Source organism: Streptomyces albiaxialis (assembly GCF_039530985.1).
Taxonomy (GTDB): Bacteria; Actinomycetota; Actinomycetes; order Streptomycetales; family Streptomycetaceae; genus Streptomyces; species Streptomyces albiaxialis.
The window spans coordinates 258,477-275,092 of sequence record NZ_BAAAPE010000008.1 but is presented as its reverse complement, the minus strand read 5'-3'; the positions used below and the strand labels follow the sequence as shown (position 1 = coordinate 275,092).

Genomic DNA, 16,616 nt, shown 5'->3' with positions numbered 1-16,616 from the left:
CGCGCAGGGCGGCGGTGGACGCTCCGGCCGCGGCGGACGCGGCGGCCGGAGCGGTGGCGGCGGCGGTCCTGGGCGTCCCTCCCCGGGGGAGGGCGCCGCGCTGCGGCTGGCGAATCCCCGGCCGAGGCTGCGGCTCGTCGCGGTCGGGCTGACCCTCGTCGTCCTCGCGTTCACCGTGCGGCTGCTCCAGGTGCAGGCCGTGGACGCCAGCGCGTTCGCGGACAAGGCGGCCGTGAACCGGTACATCACCGTGCCCCTCGCCGCCGAGCGCGGCACGATCGCGGCGCGGGACGGCTCCTCGCTGGCCACGACAGTGGACGCGTACGACATCACCGCCGACCCGTACCTCTTCACGCCCAAGCAGGCCAAGGTCAAGGACGCGCCCGAGCGGGCCGCGAAGCTGCTCGCGCCGCTGGTGGGGGAGGAGCGGAAGGAGCTCGCCGAGAAGCTCTCGAAGCCCGACACCCGGTACGTGCTGCTCGCGCGCCAGCAGACCCCGCAGACCTGGAAGAAGATCAAGAAGCTCAAGGCGGACCTCGCCGCCGACGCCGCCGCGCACAAGGGCGCCAACGTCCTCGCGGGGATCTACCAGGAGAAGCACGCCAAGCGCGTCTACCCGAACAAGGAGCTGGCCTCCTCCGTCCTCGGCTTCGTGAACCGGGAGGGCGAGGGCGGCGCCGGCATCGAGGCCATGCTCGACAAGGAGCTGTCGGGCGAGAACGGCAAGATCACGTACGCCCAGTCGGGCGGCCGTCAGGTGCCCACGGCGGGCGTACGGGAGAAGGCGGCACGCCCCGGGTCCGACATAGAGCTGACCCTCGACCGCGACATCCAGTGGTCGGCGCAGCAGGCGATCAGCAAGCAGGTCCGCAAGTCGAACGCCGACCGGGGCTATGTCATCGTCCAGGACACCAGGACCGGCGAGCTGCTCGGCATGGCCAGCGCCCCCGGCTTCGACCCGAACGACATCGGGAAGTCGAAGCTGGACTCGTTCGGCAACCCGGCGCTCCAGGACGTCTACGAGCCGGGCTCGACCAGCAAGCTGATGTCCATGGCCGCGGTGCTGGAGGAGAAGAAGGCCACACCGGGCACGGCCGTGACCGTGCCGAACCGGCTCAAGCGCGCCGACCGCGCCTTCGCCGACGACGTCGACCACCCCACGTGGAACCTCACGCTCAACGGCGTCCTGGCCAAGTCCAGCAACATCGGCACGATCCTCGCCACCGAGCAGCTCGGCAAGACGCAGAAGAAGGCCAACAAGGTCCTGTACGACTACATGCGCGACTTCGGCATCGGCAGGCCCACCGGCCTCGGCTTCCCCGGGGAGACCGACGGCATCCTGGAGAAGCCGGAGAAGTGGAGCGCCTCGCAGCAGTACACGATCCCCTTCGGCCAGGGCCTCTCGCTCAACGCCGTCCAGGCCGCGTCGATCTACTCGACGATCGCCAACGGCGGCGTCCGTACGGAGCCCAGCCTCGTGCGCGGCACGATCGGGCCCGACGGGCGGTACGCGCCCGCGAAGAAGCCGGACGAGCGCCGCGTGGTGAGCGAGAAGACCGCGAAGACCCTCGCGAAGATGCTGGAGTCCGTCGTCGGCGACATGGAGGGCACGGGGACCACCGCGAAGATCCCCGGCTACCGCGTCGCGGGCAAGACCGGTACGGCCAACCGGGTGGACCCGGTGACCGGCCGCTACCACGGCTACACCTCGTCCTTCGCGGGCTTCGCGCCCGCGGACAAGCCCCGGGTGACCGTCTACTGCGCCGTGCAGAACCCGAAGAGCGGCAGCTACTTCGGCAGCGACGTGTGCGGCCCGGTCTACAAGAAGGTCATGAAGTTCGCGCTCAAGTCCCTCCAGGTCCCGCCGACCGGCGCGGCCCCGGCGCGACTGCCCGTCCTCGCGGGGCAGGGCCGCTGACGGGGGCGCGCACGTGAGGAAGGTCCGGGAGAACCGTGCAAACCGTGAGAACCGTGAGAACCGCGTGAGAACGATCACTGACAATCCGTGCAACCCCCAGGCCGGTCCGTCCGCGCCCGGCCCCTCGCTTCGCGACGCGGCGGGCCCGCCCGGTACGCTCACCGCCGTGCCACAAGCTGATCAGACCTCCTCCGAGTCCTTTCCGGGGCCGCCCCGGCCCGCCCGGGTCCGGCCCGTACCGCTCGCGGAGCTGGCCCGACGGCTGGACGCCGTGCTCCCCGAAGACAGCGGGGCCGACGGATCCGCCACCGGCATCACCCACGACTCGCGCGCGGTGCGCCCCGGCGACATCTACGCCGCACTGCCCGGCGCGCGGCTGCACGGCGCGGACTTCGTGGCGCAGGCCCAGAGCCTCGGCGCCGTCGCCGTCCTCACCGACCCGGGCGGCACCGAGCGCGCCGCCGCCACAGGGCTGCCGGTGCTGACGGTCCCCGACCCCCGCGGCCGGATGGGCGAACTGGCGGCCGCCGTGTACGGGGAGCCCGGCGCCGACCTGCTCCAGATCGGCATCACCGGCACCTCGGGCAAGACGACCACCGCCTATCTCATCGAGGGCGGCCTGCGGCAGGCGGCCGAGAAGGACGGCGGGCTGACGGGCCTGATCGGCACCGTCGAGTCCCGCATCGGCGACGAGCGCATCAAGTCCGAGCGCACCACGCCCGAGGCCACCGACCTCCAGGCCCTGTTCGCGGTGATGCGCGAGCGGGGCGTCCGCTCGGTCGCCATGGAGGTCTCCAGCCACGCGCTGGTCCTGGGCCGGGTGGACGGCTGCGTGTTCGACATCGCGGTGTTCAACAACCTCAGCCCCGAGCACCTCGATTTCCACCCGGACATGGAGGACTACTTCCAGGCCAAGCGGCAGCTCTTCACCCGGGCCCGCTCCCGCGCCGCCGTCGTGAACTTCGACGACGAGTACGGTCACCGGCTCATCACCGAGTCCGAGGTCCCGGTCACCACGTTCTCCGCCGAGGGCCACCCCGACGCCGACTGGCGCGCCGAGGACGTCGAGCTGGGCCCGCTCGGCTCGACGTTCACCGCCGTGGGCCCCGAGGGCGAGTCCGTACCGGCGCACGCGCCGCTGCCCGGCCCGTTCAACGTCGCGAACACGCTCGCCGCGATCACCGCGCTCGTCGCCGCCGGGATCGATCCCCGTACGGCCGCCGACGGCGTCGCCGCCGTGCCGGGCGTCCCCGGCCGCCTGGAGCGCGTGGACGCCGGGCAGGACTACCTGGCCGTCGTCGACTACGCGCACAAGCCCGACGCCGTCGAGTCCGTGCTCTACGCGATCCGCAAGGTCACCGACGGCCGCGTGCACGCCGTCCTCGGCTGCGGCGGCGACCGCGACCCGCACAAGCGGCCCGCGATGGGCTCGGCCCTCGCCCGCCTCTCCGACACGGCGGTGCTCACCTCCGACAACCCGCGCTCCGAGGACCCCCTCGCGATCCTGGCGACCATGCTCGCCGGCGCCGCCGAGGTGCCCGCGTACGAGCGCGGCACGGTGCTCGTCGAGGAGGAGAGGGCCGCGGCCATCGACGCGGCCGTCGCCCGCGCCGAGCCCGGCGACGCCGTGCTCGTCCTCGGCAAGGGGCACGAGCAGGGCCAGGACATCGCGGGCGTGGTCCGCCCGTTCGACGACAACGACGTGCTGCGCCGCGCCATCCTGCGGCACACCGCGGACACCCCGCAGGCCACCCCGAACGCTTCGAACGCTCCGACCGCACAGCCCAGTCCCGCAGCTCCGACACCTCACCGGACAGACAACCAGAACCGATGATCCCCCTCTCCCTCGCAGAGATCGCCGCCCTCACCGGCGGACGGCAGCACGACATAACGGACCCGGAAGCGCGGATCACCGGGCCCGTGGTGATCGACTCCCGCCAGGTGGGCCCCGGCAGCCTCTTCGCGGCCTTCGCCGGAGAGCGCGTCGACGGCCACGACTTCGCGCGCGGCGCCGTGGAGTCCGGCGCCACCGCCGTGCTCGCCACCCGCCCCGTCGGCGTCCCCTCGATCGTCGTCGACGACGTCACCGCGGCCCTCGGCGCCCTCGCCCGCCATACGGTCGGGAAGCTGGGCACCCAGGTCGTCGCCCTCACCGGATCCAGCGGCAAGACCAGCACCAAGGACCTCATCGCCCAGTTGCTGGAGCGGCTCGGGCCCACGGTCTGGCCGCCCGGCTCCTTCAACAACGAGATCGGGCTGCCGCTCACCGCGCTCCGCGCCGAGGCGGACACCCGCCATCTGGTGCTGGAGATGGGCGCCCGCGGCATCGGCCACATCCGCTACCTCGCCGGGCTCACCCCACCCCGTATCGGCGTCGTGCTCAACGTGGGCACCGCGCACATCGGGGAGTTCGGCGGCCGGGAGCAGATCGCCGAGGCCAAGGGCGAACTCGTGGAGGTGCTGCCACCGGCAGAAGAGGGCGGAATCGCTGTGCTCAACGCCGACGATCCGCTCGTCCGCGCCATGGCGTCCCGCACCCGTGCCCGCGTCACGCTCTTCGGCGAGGACGCGGATGCGGACGTACGGGCCGAGAACGTACGGCTCACCGAGCGCGGCACACCCGCCTTCACCCTCCACACCCCTACCGGGTGCGGTGACGTGACCATGCGGCTGTACGGTGAGCACCACGTGTCGAACGCGCTCGCCGCGGCGGCCGTCGCCCACGAACTGGGCATGCCCGCCGGGGACATCGCCACCGCGCTGTCAGAAGCGGGCACGCTCTCCCGTTGGCGTATGGAGGTCACCGAGCGCGCCGACGGCGTCACGGTCGTCAACGACGCCTACAACGCCAATCCCGACTCCATGCGGGCCGCGCTCCGCGCGCTGGCCGCCATGGGCAGCGGTCGTCGGACGTGGGCGGTGCTGGGCGAGATGGCCGAGCTGGGCGACGAAGCGCTCGCCGAGCACGACGCGATCGGACGGCTCGCCGTCCGGCTCAACGTCAGCAAGCTCGTGGCGGTGGGCGGCCAGGAGGCCGCCTGGCTCGACATGGGCGCCAAGAACGAGGGTTCGTGGGGTGAGGAGTCGGTGCACGTGTCCGACGCTGAGGCGGCCGTCGACCTGTTGCGCGGGGAACTGCGCGCGGGGGATGTCGTATTGGTGAAGGCTTCCCGTTCGGTCGGCCTGGAGCGCGTCGCCGAGGCGCTGCTCGCACACGAAGGGGCCGCCGCCCGATGAGGCAGATCCTCTTCTCCGGGGCCATCGGCCTCTTCCTGTCCCTGGTCGGGACCCCGCTGCTGATCAAGCTGCTGGCCAAGAAGGGCTACGGCCAGTTCATCCGCGACGACGGCCCCCGCGACCATCACAGCAAGCGCGGTACGCCCACGATGGGCGGCATCGCCTTCATCCTGGCGACGATCATCGCGTACGCGCTGACGAAGCTGATCACCGGCAGCGAGCCGACCTTCTCCGGCGTGCTGGTGCTCTTCCTCTTCGCCGGGATGGGCCTGGTCGGCTTCCTCGACGACTACATCAAGATCGTCAAGCAGCGCAGCCTCGGCCTGCGCGCCAAGGCGAAGATGTCCGGCCAGCTCATCGTCGGCATCGCCTTCGCCGTCCTCGCGCTCAGCTTCGAGGACGCCCGCAAGCTGACCCCGGCCTCCACCAAGCTCTCCTTCACCCAGGACTTCGGCTGGGCGCTGCCGCCGGTCATCTTCGTGGTCTGGGCGCTGTTCATGATCCTCGCGATGTCGAACGGCGTGAACCTCACCGACGGCCTCGACGGCCTCGCCACCGGCGCCTCGGTGATGGTCTTCGGCGCGTACGTCTTCATCTGCGTCTGGGAGTACCAGGAGTCCTGCGCCCACATGGCCACGGCCGGGCCCGGCTGCTACGAGGTACGAGATCCACTCGATCTCGCGGTCGTCGCGGCGGCCCTGATGGGCGCCTGCTTCGGCTTCCTGTGGTGGAACACCTCGCCCGCCAAGGTCTTCATGGGCGACACCGGCTCCCTCGCCCTCGGCGGCGCCCTCGCGGGCCTCGCCATCTGCTCCCGCACCGAGCTGCTGCTCGCCATCCTCGGCGGCCTCTTCGTCCTGATCACCATGTCCGTGGTCATCCAGGTCGGCTCCTTCCGGCTCACCGGCAAGCGCGTCTTCAAGATGGCGCCCCTCCAGCACCACTTCGAGATCAAGGGGTGGTCCGAAGTCCTTGTGGTGGTCCGCTTCTGGATCATCCAGGGCATGTGCGCGATCGTCGGCGTCGGCATCTTCTACGCGGGCTGGGCGGCGAGCAATTGAGCACCCGGGGATTCAAGGACCTCACCGAGCAGCTCGACGGCAAACACGTCACCGTCGCCGGGCTCGGCGTCAGCGGCATCCCGGCGGCCAAGGCCCTGCTGCGCCTCGGCGCCCGGGTCACGGCCGTCAACGGCGGCGACGGCGACGGGCCGCGCCGCCAGGCCGCCGAGCTGGAGGAGCTGGGCGCCGAGGTCCGCCTCGGCGACGACCGTACGCTGCCCGAGGGCACCGACCTCGTCGTCACCACCCCCGGCTTCAAGCCCGACAGCCCTCTCTTCCTGGCCGCCGCCGAAGCGGGCGTGCCCGTGTGGGGCGACGTCGAGCTGGCGTGGCGGCTGCGCGGGCCCGAGAGCCCGCCCTGGCTCGCGGTCACCGGCACGAACGGCAAGACGACCACCGTCCAGATGCTCGCCAGCATCCTGCGCGCCGCCGGGCTCCGCACGGCCGCGGTCGGCAACATCGGCGTCTCGCTCGTGGACGTCGTCCTGGAGCGCGAGCCGTACGACGGGCTCGACGTGCTGGCCGTCGAGCTGTCCAGCTACCAGCTCCACTGGGCGCCCAGCCTCCGCCCGCACTCGGCGGCCGTGCTCAACCTGGCCCCCGACCACCTCGACTGGCACGGCTCGATGAAGGCGTACGCCGCCGACAAGGGCCGCATCTACGAGGGCAACGAGGTCGCCTGCGTCTACAACGTCGCCGACCCGGCGACCGAGGAGCTGGTGCGCGAGGCCGACGTCGTCGAGGGCGCCCGCGCCATCGGCTTCACCCTCGCCGCCCCGGCGCCCTCGCAGCTCGGCGTGGTGGACGGCATCCTCGTCGACCGCGCGTTCATCGACGACCGTCAGAAGCAGGCGCAGGAGCTGGCCGAGGTCACGGACGTCACGCCCCCGGCCCCGCACAACATCGCCAACGCGCTCGCCGCGGCGGCGCTCGCCCGCGCGTACGGGGTCGCGCCCGCGGCCGTACGCGACGGGCTGCGCGCCTTCCGCCCCGACGCGCATCGGATGACCCATGTCGCCGACATCGGCGGCGTCGCGTACGTGGACGACTCCAAGGCCACCAACACCCACGCCACCGAGGCGTCCCTCGCGGCCTACGACTCCGTCGTGTGGATCGCGGGCGGCCTCGCCAAGGGCGCCACCTTCGACGAGCTGGTCGAGGGCGCCGCGCCCCGGCTGCGTGCCGCCGTCCTCCTGGGCGCCGACCGCCGGCTCATCGCCGAAGCCCTCGCGCGACACGCCCCGGATGTGCCCGTGGTCGACCTGGAGCGCACGGACACTGGGGCGATGGCGGCGGCGGTCCGCGAAGCGGCGGCCCTGTCACAGCCGGGGGATACCGTACTGCTGGCCCCCGCGTGCGCGTCGATGGACATGTACGTCAACTACAACGCACGGGGCGATGCGTTCGCCGAAGCGGTACGGGCACTGGCGAGCGAGACATAACCCGCAGGTCCGTCCCCGTGGACCGAGGCGCGGGTGAGACGGAGGGACACGGATGACGGCGCGATCCGCCAAACCGTCCGCGGCGCGGCGCGGAGCGGGACAGCCCGCGCCCGTGCGCCCGCCGCGCCGCCCGCGCCCCACCCGGGGCGCGGGAAGCACGGCCCTGGGCTCGCCCCGGAGGTTCTACGGCCGGGCGAAGCGCGCCTGGGACCGCCCCCTGACGGCGTACTACCTGATCCTGGGCGGCAGCCTGCTCATCACCGCGCTCGGCCTGGTGATGGTCTTCTCCGCCTCCCAGATCGAGGCGCTCCAGTCCGGCCTGGCGTCCACGTACTTCTTCCGCAAGCAGCTCGTCGCCGCCGTGCTCGGCACCCTGCTGCTCCTCGCCGCCTCCCGGATGCCGCTCAAGCTGCACCGGGCGCTGGCCTATCCGCTGCTCGCCGTCTCCGTGTTCCTGATGTGCCTGGTCCAGGTGCCGGGGATAGGGCACGCGGTGAACGGGAACCAGAACTGGATCTATCTCGGCGGCCCCTTCCAGCTCCAGCCCAGCGAGTTCGCGAAGCTCGCGCTGGTGCTGTGGGGCGCCGACCTGCTCGCCCGTAAGAGCGACAAGAACATGCTGACCCAGTGGAAGCACCTGCTGGTCCCGCTCGTCCCGATGTCCCTGCTGCTGCTCGGGCTCATCATGCTCGGCGGCGACATGGGCACGGCCATCATCCTCACGGCCGTCCTCTTCGGGCTGCTGTGGCTCGCGGGCGCCCCCACCCGGCTCTTCACCGGCGTGCTGGCCGCCGCGGCCGCCGCCGGTGCGTTCCTCATCACATCCAACCCCAACCGCATGTCCCGCCTCGGCTGTATCGGCGCGACCGACCCGGGGGCCAACGACCAGTGCTGGCAGGCGGTCCACGGGATCTACGCCCTGGCGTCGGGCGGCTGGTTCGGTTCGGGCCTCGGCGCGAGTGTGGAAAAATGGGGTCAACTACCCGAACCGCACACCGACTTCATCTTCGCCGTGACTGGGGAGGAACTCGGTCTGGCGGGGACGCTGTCGGTGCTCACTCTCTTCGCGGCTCTAGGCTATGCGGGTATCCGCGTGGCCGGACGTACGGAGGATCCGTTCGTGAGGTATGCCGCGGGAGGCGTGACCACCTGGATCACGGCCCAGGCCGTGATCAATGTCGGTGCGGTGCTCGGTCTGCTGCCGATCGCCGGTGTCCCGCTCCCGCTGTTCTCCTACGGAGGATCCGCCCTGCTGCCGACGATGTTCGCCGTCGGACTGCTGATCGCCTTCGCGCGCAGCGACCCGGCGGCGCGTGCGGCACTGGCCGTGCGGCAGCCCGCCCTGGGGCAGCGCTTGCTGCGGGGAGGGCTGGCAGGGAGAAGGAAGACGATGAGACGGCGCCCCGAACGGCGGCCGTCCGGAGAGCGGTGAATCAGAGTGCACGTCGTACTCGCCGGTGGGGGGACCGCCGGCCACATCGAGCCCGCGCTCGCCCTCGCGGACGCCCTGCGCAGGCAGGACCCGACCGTGGGGATCACGGCCCTCGGCACGGAGCGCGGACTTGAGACGCGCCTCGTCCCCGAGCGCGGCTACCAGCTCGAACTGATCCCGGCCGTGCCGCTGCCGCGCAAACCGACCCCCGAGCTGATCACCGTGCCGGGACGGCTGCGCGGCACGATCAAGGCCACCGAGCAGATCCTGGAGCGCACCAAGGCGGACTGCGTGGTCGGCTTCGGCGGGTACGTGGCACTGCCGGCGTATCTGGCCGCGAAGCGCCTCGGCGTCCCCATCGTCGTCCACGAGGCCAACGCCCGCCCGGGCCTCGCCAACAAGATCGGCTCGCGGTACGCGTACGCGGTCGCCGTCTCCACCCCCGACAGCAAGCTGCGCGGCGCGCGCTACATCGGCATCCCGCTGCGCCGCGCCATCGCGACCCTCGACCGCGCCGGGGCGCGCCCGGAGGCCCGCGCCTCCTTCGGCCTCGCGCCGAACCTGCCGACCCTGCTCGTCTCCGGCGGATCCCAGGGCGCCCGCAGGCTGAACGAGGTCGTGCAGCAGGCCGTCCCGCACCTCCAGCGCGCGGGCATCCAGGTGCTGCACGCGGTCGGGCCGAAGAACGAACTGCCGCAGGTGCAGCAGATGCCCGGAATGCCGCCCTATGTGCCGGTACCGTATGTGGACCGTATGGACCTCGCGTACGCCGCGGCGGACATGATGCTCTGCCGTGCGGGCGCGATGACCGTCGCGGAGCTGTCGGCCGTCGGGCTGCCCGCCGCCTACGTCCCGCTGCCCATCGGCAACGGCGAACAGCGGCTGAACGCCCAGCCGGTCGTCAAGGCCGGCGGCGGACTGCTCGTCGACGACGCCGAGCTGACGCCGGAGTGGATCCAGGGCAATGTGCTCCCGGTCCTCGCCGACCCGCAGCGGCTGTACGACATGTCGTGCGCGGCGGCCGAGTTCGGCCGCCCCAACGCCGACGAGCTGCTGGTCGGCATGGTGTACGAGGCGCTCGCGGCGCGTCGCCAGGGCTGACGACACCGCCCCTCGCGGGGCGACCGGAACAGTGGCGAAGAGGCAGGGGTGCGCGTGGCCGGACCGACCGGACCGACGAAGACCGCCGACCGGCGCCCGCGCGGAAGCGTGCGGGCACGGCCGGTGCCGGACTCCGGTTCCGGCGGAGGCCGGCCCGCGCGCTCCCGCCTGAGACCGCGGATGCCGGGCAGACGCGCCCTTCTGCTGACACTCGTCCTGGTGGTCCTGCTCGGAGGCTTCGCCGTCTACGCCCTCTACTTCTCGCCCTGGCTGCGTGTCGGGCACGTATCGGTCACCGGAAACCACAAACTGGGCAAGGCCGAGATCACCCGGGCCGCCGCCGTGCCCGAGGGCGACCCGCTCGCCACCGTCGACAGGACCGCGATCGCCCACCGCATCACCGGCGAGCTGCCACGCGTGGCACGCGCCGAGGTCGTACGGTCGTGGCCGGACGGAATCGGGCTCGAAGTGACCGAGAGACGTCCGGAACTGCTGATGAAAAGCGCCGGAAAATACGTCGAAGTGGACGCCGAAGGCGTGCGATTCGCCACAGTGGGCAGGCCCCCGAAGGGAGTTCCGCTTCTTGAACTGGAAGCCGAGCGTTCCGCGAGCCTGCGCCACTTCGGTGCGGCCCGCCTGCGCCGCGAGGCGGTGCGGGCCGCGGCGGCCCTCCCGGAATCCCTGCACCGCTCCACCCGCACGGTCCGGGTCAGCTCCTACGACTCCATCACCCTGGAGCTCTCCGGGGACCGGACGGTCCTGTGGGGCAGCGCGGAGCGCGGCAAGGCCAAGGCCAAGTCGCTTACCGCACTGATGAAAGCGGCCAAGGACGCGTCCCACTTCGACGTCAGCGTCCCCAGCGCCCCGGCGGCCTCGGGGAGTTGACGGTGGCGATTGTCGCCCGGCTCGGCGAAGTGGCTGGTCTCCGTCATCTTCCGGGCCGTGTCAGTTGACGGACGTCACCGCAGGCCAGCACCCTGGATGGCTACCGCCCGGCCTGATCACATAGGGTGAAAAGAAAAACGGGAGGTTCGGCGTGTTCGTTGAACACCCACCACTTGTCGACTTAGTGTCCGTTCCGGAGAGTCCAAGTAAGACAGGCACTGGTAACCCTAAACTTCACGCTTAGGGTTCGGGTCGGCGTTCGAACCGCCCCACAGGGATACGTAACTCGAGGCGAGAGGCCTTCGACGTGGCAGCACCGCAGAACTACCTCGCAGTCATCAAGGTCGTCGGAATCGGCGGCGGTGGCGTTAATGCCATCAACAGGATGATCGAGGTCGGTCTCAAGGGCGTCGAGTTCATCGCGATCAACACCGACGCGCAGGCCCTGTTGATGAGCGACGCCGATGTCAAGCTCGACGTGGGCCGGGAGCTCACGCGCGGCCTCGGCGCCGGGGCCAACCCCGACGTGGGCCGCAAGGCGGCCGAGGACCACCGCGAGGAGATCGAGGAGGTCCTCAAGGGGGCCGACATGGTCTTCGTGACGGCGGGCGAGGGCGGCGGCACCGGTACCGGCGGCGCGCCCGTGGTCGCCAACATCGCCCGTTCGCTCGGCGCCCTGACGATCGGCGTCGTCACCCGCCCGTTCACCTTCGAGGGCCGCCGCCGCGCGAACCAGGCGGAGGACGGCATCGCGGGGCTGCGCGACGAGGTCGACACCCTGATCGTCATTCCGAACGACCGGCTGCTGTCCATCTCGGACCGCCAGGTGAGCGTGCTCGACGCGTTCAAGTCCGCGGACCAGGTGCTGCTGTCCGGCGTCCAGGGCATCACCGACCTCATCACCACCCCCGGCCTCATCAACCTCGACTTCGCCGACGTCAAGTCCGTGATGTCCGAGGCGGGCTCCGCCCTCATGGGCATCGGCTCGGCGCGCGGCGACGACCGCGCGGTGGCCGCGGCCGAGATGGCGATCTCCTCGCCGCTGCTGGAGGCGTCCATCGACGGCGCCCGCGGCGTGCTGCTCTCGATCTCCGGCGGCTCCGATCTCGGCCTGTTCGAGATCAACGAGGCGGCGCAGCTCGTGAGCGAGGCCGCGCACCCCGAGGCGAACATCATCTTCGGCGCCGTCATCGACGACGCGCTCGGCGACGAGGTCCGGGTCACCGTCATCGCCGCCGGCTTCGACGGGGGCCAGCCGCCGTCGAAGAAGGGGGAGAAGGCGCTCGGTTCGAGCGCCCCCGCGTCCTCGTCGTCGGCACCCGCGCAGGCGCCCTCGTACAAGGAGGAGCCGCCCGCTCCCGAGCCGGAGCCCGAGCGCTCCTCCTCGTTCAGCGGCATCGGCACCGTCGCCCCGCGCGAGGAGGAGCCGTCGCGGCGCACCGAGCCCGCTCCGGTGAGCGAGGTTCCCCCGCCGCCGGAGGACTCCCCGCGCGTCCCGCCGCCGCCGCGTTCGTACCAGGACAGTCAGGCGGAAGAGCTGGATGTGCCGGACTTCTTGAAGTGATAGGCACGCAGGAGACGGTCAGCGGCGCGCATTTCGCCTTCACCGACAGGTGGGGCGGGGTGAGCGCCGCTCCGTATGAGGCCCTCAACCTCGGCGGCGCGGTCGGCGACGACCCCGAGGCCGTACGGACCAATCGCGCGCTCGCGGCCAAGTCCCTGGGGCTGTCCCCCGACGAGGTGGTCTGGATGCGTCAGGTGCACGGGCGCGACGTGGCCGTCGTGGACGCGCCCTTCGGCGAGGACCCGCCGCCCGTCGACGGGGTGGTGACGGCGCGGCGCGGGCTCGCGCTCGCGGTGCTCACCGCCGACTGCACCCCCGTGCTGCTGGCCGACCCGGTCGCCGGGGTCACCGGCGCGGCGCACGCGGGCCGTCCGGGGCTGCTCGCGGGCGTGGTCGGGGAGACGGTCGAGGCGATGAGGGGCCTGGGCGCGGAGCCCGCGCGGATCATCGCCCGTACGGGACCCGCGGTCTGCGGACGGTGCTACGAGGTGCCGGAGGCGATGCGCGACGAGGTGGCCGCCGCCGTTCCCGAGGCGTACGCGACGACGAGGCGGGGGACTCCCGCCGTCGACATGGCCGCCGGAGTGCGCGCGCAGTTGGCCCGGTCGGGTGTCACGGCATGGGAACAGTCGTCCGTGTGCACCCTCGAATCGGGGGACCACTTCTCGTACCGGAGGAACAAGGCCACCGGGCGTCTCGCGAGTTATGTCTGGATCGGGGTGGAGTGAGCCATGTCGGCGCGGAAGGCGGAACTCGCGGAGAATCTCGCCCGGGTGGAGGAGCGCATCGAGAGCGCTTGTGTCGCGGCGGGGCGTAAGCGGGAGGACGTCACTCTGGTCGTCGTGACCAAGACCTACCCGGCGAGCGATGTGCGGCTGCTGGCGGAGCTGGGGGTGCGGCACGTCGCCGAGAACCGCGACCAGGACGCCGCGCCCAAGGCCGCGGCCTGCGCGGACGCGGAGCTGAAGTGGCACTTCGTGGGCCAGCTCCAGACGAACAAGGCCCGCTCCGTGGCCGGTTACGCCGACTTCGTGCACTCCGTGGACCGGCCGAAGCTCGTCACGGCGCTCTCGGCGGCGGCCGTACGGAACGGGCGCGAGCTGGGATGCCTGGTCCAGGTGGCCTTTGACGTGGAGTCAGGGGACGTCGGGGCACGGGGTGGTGCGGCGCCGGACGCGGTCTCCGCGCTCGCCGACGCGGTGGCGGCGGCCGAAGGCCTCCGGCTCGAAGGTGTGATGACAGTCGCACCTCTGACCGGGCCCTATGCCGGAAGCCCTGGTCAGGCGTTTGCACGACTGAGGGAAATCTCAACCCGCCTGCGAGCGGCGCATCCTGCTGCGAACATGGTCTCGGCAGGGATGAGCTCTGATCTCGAAGAGGCGGTGCAGGCCGGTGCGACACATGTGCGCGTCGGCAGCGCGGTGCTCGGAGACCGACCCCGCCTCGGGTAACGTCGCCAAGCAAGTCGGACCACAGCACAAAATATGGTCATTTCCGCCAGGAAAATCCGAGCGGAGGGACTGCGTGGATCCTAGGCCACCGGTGAAGGTGACGGAGCCGATCCACCACAGAGCGGAGGACGCAGAGAATGGCCGGCGCGATGCGCAAGATGGCGGTCTACCTCGGCCTCGTGGAGGACGATGGGTACGACGGCCGGGGTTTCGACCCCGACGACGAGTTCGAGCCCGAGCCCGAGCCCGAACGGGACCGTCGGCGGTACCAGCCCGAGCAGTCACATCATTCCTTGCAGAAGACCGACCCCCACGAACCCGCGGAGCCCGCGCGGGTGGTGAATCCGCCCGCGCAGCGCGAGCGCGAACAGACGCCGCCCCCGGCGGTCGTCGGCGAAAGCGGACGATCCGGGAGAATCGCCCCGGTGGCATCCATCACACCTGAACGACAGAACCTGGAGAAGAGCGCGCCGGTGATCATGCCCAAGGTCGTGTCCGAGCGAGAGCCGTACCGGATCACCACGCTCCACCCCCGGACCTACAACGAGGCCCGTACCATCGGGGAACACTTCCGTGAGGGCACCCCGGTGATCATGAACTTGACGGAGATGGACGACACGGATGCGAAGCGACTTGTCGACTTTGCGGCCGGTCTGGTCTTCGGACTGCACGGAAGTATTGAGCGGGTGACGCAGAAGGTGTTCCTGCTGTCTCCTGCTAACGTCGACGTGACGGCGGAGGACAAGGCCCGCATCGCAGAGGGCGGGTTCTTCAACCAGAGCTGAGACGACAGGATCAAGGCAACAGGCCGCGAGGCCGGTACGAGGACCCAGGGGAGAGGGACGCGTAGATGAGAACCGCATTGGACGTGGTCCAAATCGCGCTGTACTGCTTCCTGCTCGTGCTGATCTTCCGGCTGGTGATGGACTACGTCTTCCAGTTCGCCCGGTCATGGCAACCCGGCAAGGCGATGGTGGTCGTTCTGGAGGCCACCTACACTGTCACCGATCCGCCACTCAAGCTCCTGCGGCGGTTCATCCCGCCGCTGCGCTTCGGGGGCGTGGCGCTCGACCTGTCCTTCTTCGTGCTCATGATCATCGTCTACATCCTGATCCAAGTCGTGGCCCAGGTGTGAACGATCCATATGGTCTTGCCGATATGCCGATGACTTACGTTGAGGTGAAGAGATGCCACTGACCCCCGAGGACGTACGGAACAAGCAGTTCACGACCGTCCGTCTCCGCGAAGGCTATGACGAGGACGAGGTCGATGCCTTCCTCGACGAGGTCGAGGCCGAACTGACCCGCCTGTTGCGCGAGAACGAAGACCTGCGTGCGAAGCTCGCGGCCGCCACGCGCGCCGCCGCGCAGAACCAGCAGCAGGGCGGGATGCGAAAGCCTCCTGAACCTCAGGATCAGCGCCCAGGCGGGGCCCCTGTGCCCGCCGCCATATCCGGTCCGCAGCCGGTGCCGCCCGGTCAGCAGGGCCCGCCCCCGCACCAGCAGGGCGGTCCCATGGGCGGCCCGCCGCAGCTTCCCGGTGGGCAGCCCGCGCTTCCCGCCGGCCCCGGTGGCCCGGGCGGTCCCGGCGGCCCCGGCCCGCAGGGCGGTCCGATGGGTCCGGGCGGCCCCGGTCCGCAGGGTGGCCCGATGGGCCCCGGCGGCCCCGGCCCGCAGGGTCAGCCGCCGCAGCAACAGCAGCCGCAGCCGCCCCAGCCGCAGATGCCCGGCCAGAACAACGACAGCGCCGCGCGTGTGCTGTCGCTGGCGCAGCAGACCGCCGACCAGGCGATCGCGGAGGCCCGTTCCGAGGCCAACAAGATCGTCGGTGAGGCGCGCAGCCGTGCCGAGGGCCTGGAGCGGGACGCCCGCGCCAAGGCGGACGCGCTGGAGCGGGACGCGCAGGAGAAGCACCGCGTGGCGATGGGCTCCCTGGAGTCCGCGCGCGCCACGCTGGAGCGCAAGGTCGAGGACCTGCGCGGCTTCGAGCGCGAGTACCGCACGCGGCTGAAGTCGTACCTGGAGAGCCAGCTCCGCCAGTTGGAGAACCAGGCCGACGACTCGCTGGCCCCGCCGCGGACCCCGGCGACGGCCTCCCTGCCGCCGTCCCCCGCGCCGTCGATGGCCCCGGCCGGTGCCGCGGCGCCCGCCCCCGCGGGCGCCGCGACCAGCGGTGGCGGCTCGATGGGCGGCCACCAGTCCATGGGCGGCAACAACCACTCCATGGGCGGTCCCGCCGGTGCCGCGGGCCCCGCGCACACCCAGGGCGGAGCCGGGCAGTCGTACGGCGGGCAGCAGCAGATGCAGCCCGCGATGACGCAGCCGATGGCTCCCGTCCGTCCGCAGGGCGGTCCGGCTCCGGCGCAGCAGGCGCCGTCGCCGATGCGGGGCTTCCTCATCGACGAGGACGATAGCTGAGCGTCTGACCTGACCCTCCGGGTCACAGCAGTTCGGGCCGGGCCCGAGAGCGAGTTTCCTTGCTCTCGGGCCCGGCCCGTTTCGCGTACGTCCGTGAGGGTGGGGGCG

The 16,616-nt window shown here is 71.4% G+C and carries 14 protein-coding genes; all 14 read left to right on the top strand.

Annotated elements, in window-relative coordinates; genetic code table 11:
- Nucleotides 1–1,918 (top strand): peptidoglycan D,D-transpeptidase FtsI family protein (locus ABD343_RS17415; protein ID WP_344529070.1); only part of this gene is annotated, 1,918 nt, incomplete at its 5' end.
- Between the two features lie 64 nt (nucleotides 1,919–1,982).
- Nucleotides 1,983–3,752 carry a UDP-N-acetylmuramoyl-L-alanyl-D-glutamate--2,6-diaminopimelate ligase gene (locus tag ABD343_RS17410; RefSeq protein ID WP_344529068.1) on the top strand — a complete coding sequence of 590 codons (1,770 nt, stop codon included), beginning with the start codon at nucleotides 1,983–1,985 and terminating at the stop codon, nucleotides 3,750–3,752.
- Entirely contained in the window at nucleotides 3,749–5,155 is a 1,407-nt protein-coding gene (locus ABD343_RS17405; protein WP_344529066.1) for a UDP-N-acetylmuramoyl-tripeptide--D-alanyl-D-alanine ligase, read from the top strand. The genes ABD343_RS17410 and ABD343_RS17405 overlap by 4 nt, the downstream gene beginning before the upstream one ends.
- The gene (gene mraY, locus ABD343_RS17400) at nucleotides 5,152–6,216 is read left to right on the top strand and encodes a phospho-N-acetylmuramoyl-pentapeptide-transferase (RefSeq protein WP_344529064.1); all 1,065 of its coding nucleotides are present in this window, start codon (nucleotides 5,152–5,154) and stop codon (nucleotides 6,214–6,216) included. The genes ABD343_RS17405 and mraY overlap by 4 nt, the downstream gene beginning before the upstream one ends.
- Nucleotides 6,213–7,658, top strand: a complete 1,446-nt coding sequence (gene murD / locus ABD343_RS17395; RefSeq protein ID WP_344529062.1) for a UDP-N-acetylmuramoyl-L-alanine--D-glutamate ligase — start codon at nucleotides 6,213–6,215, stop codon at nucleotides 7,656–7,658. Before mraY ends, murD begins: the two co-directional genes overlap by 4 nt.
- 52 nt (nucleotides 7,659–7,710) lie before the next feature.
- Nucleotides 7,711–9,090: a putative lipid II flippase FtsW gene (gene ftsW / locus ABD343_RS17390; protein WP_344529060.1), complete on the top strand. Its 1,380-nt coding sequence runs from the start codon at nucleotides 7,711–7,713 to the stop codon at nucleotides 9,088–9,090.
- A 6-nt stretch (nucleotides 9,091–9,096) separates the two neighbouring features.
- Entirely contained in the window at nucleotides 9,097–10,191 is a 1,095-nt protein-coding gene (gene murG / locus ABD343_RS17385) for an undecaprenyldiphospho-muramoylpentapeptide beta-N-acetylglucosaminyltransferase (RefSeq protein WP_344529058.1), read from the top strand.
- Between the two features lie 54 nt (nucleotides 10,192–10,245).
- Complete coding sequence (locus tag ABD343_RS17380) at nucleotides 10,246–11,076, top strand: cell division protein FtsQ/DivIB (RefSeq protein ID WP_425578202.1); 831 nt, start codon at nucleotides 10,246–10,248, stop codon at nucleotides 11,074–11,076.
- 307 nt (nucleotides 11,077–11,383) lie between these two features.
- Entirely contained in the window at nucleotides 11,384–12,640 is a 1,257-nt protein-coding gene (gene ftsZ / locus ABD343_RS17375; RefSeq protein ID WP_344529054.1) for a cell division protein FtsZ, read from the top strand.
- On the top strand, nucleotides 12,637–13,368 hold the full coding sequence (gene pgeF / locus ABD343_RS17370; RefSeq protein ID WP_344529052.1) for a peptidoglycan editing factor PgeF: 732 nt from the start codon (nucleotides 12,637–12,639) through the stop codon (nucleotides 13,366–13,368). Before ftsZ ends, pgeF begins: the two co-directional genes overlap by 4 nt.
- 3 nt (nucleotides 13,369–13,371) lie before the next feature.
- Nucleotides 13,372–14,091, top strand: coding sequence for a YggS family pyridoxal phosphate-dependent enzyme (locus ABD343_RS17365; RefSeq protein WP_344529050.1), 720 nt, complete (start codon nucleotides 13,372–13,374; stop codon nucleotides 14,089–14,091).
- Between the two features lie 137 nt (nucleotides 14,092–14,228).
- Complete coding sequence (locus ABD343_RS17360; protein WP_344529048.1) at nucleotides 14,229–14,876, top strand: cell division protein SepF; 648 nt, start codon at nucleotides 14,229–14,231, stop codon at nucleotides 14,874–14,876.
- Between the two features lie 65 nt (nucleotides 14,877–14,941).
- Nucleotides 14,942–15,226, top strand: a complete 285-nt coding sequence (locus ABD343_RS17355; RefSeq protein WP_344529046.1) for a YggT family protein — start codon at nucleotides 14,942–14,944, stop codon at nucleotides 15,224–15,226.
- Nucleotides 15,227–15,278: 52 nt separating this feature from the next.
- A complete protein-coding gene (locus tag ABD343_RS17350) occupies nucleotides 15,279–16,508 on the top strand; it encodes a DivIVA domain-containing protein (RefSeq protein WP_344529044.1) in 1,230 nt (409 codons plus the stop codon).
- The last annotated feature ends 108 nt before the right edge of the window (nucleotides 16,509–16,616 follow it).

Excerpts from the sequence above, each read along its gene's own strand:
- ABD343_RS17405 (WP_344529066.1), top strand. The coding sequence starts at position 3,749 with ATGATCCCCCTCTCCCTCGCAGAGATCGCCGCCCTCACCGGCGGACGG.
- mraY (WP_344529064.1), top strand. The coding sequence starts at position 5,152 with ATGAGGCAGATCCTCTTCTCCGGGGCCATCGGCCTCTTCCTGTCCCTG.
- ABD343_RS17360 (WP_344529048.1), top strand. The coding sequence starts at position 14,229 with ATGGCCGGCGCGATGCGCAAGATGGCGGTCTACCTCGGCCTCGTGGAG.
- ABD343_RS17350 (WP_344529044.1), top strand. The coding sequence starts at position 15,279 with ATGCCACTGACCCCCGAGGACGTACGGAACAAGCAGTTCACGACCGTC.
- ftsW (WP_344529060.1), top strand. The coding sequence starts at position 7,711 with ATGACGGCGCGATCCGCCAAACCGTCCGCGGCGCGGCGCGGAGCGGGA.
- ABD343_RS17365 (WP_344529050.1), top strand. The coding sequence starts at position 13,372 with ATGTCGGCGCGGAAGGCGGAACTCGCGGAGAATCTCGCCCGGGTGGAG.
- ABD343_RS17355 (WP_344529046.1), top strand. The coding sequence starts at position 14,942 with ATGAGAACCGCATTGGACGTGGTCCAAATCGCGCTGTACTGCTTCCTG.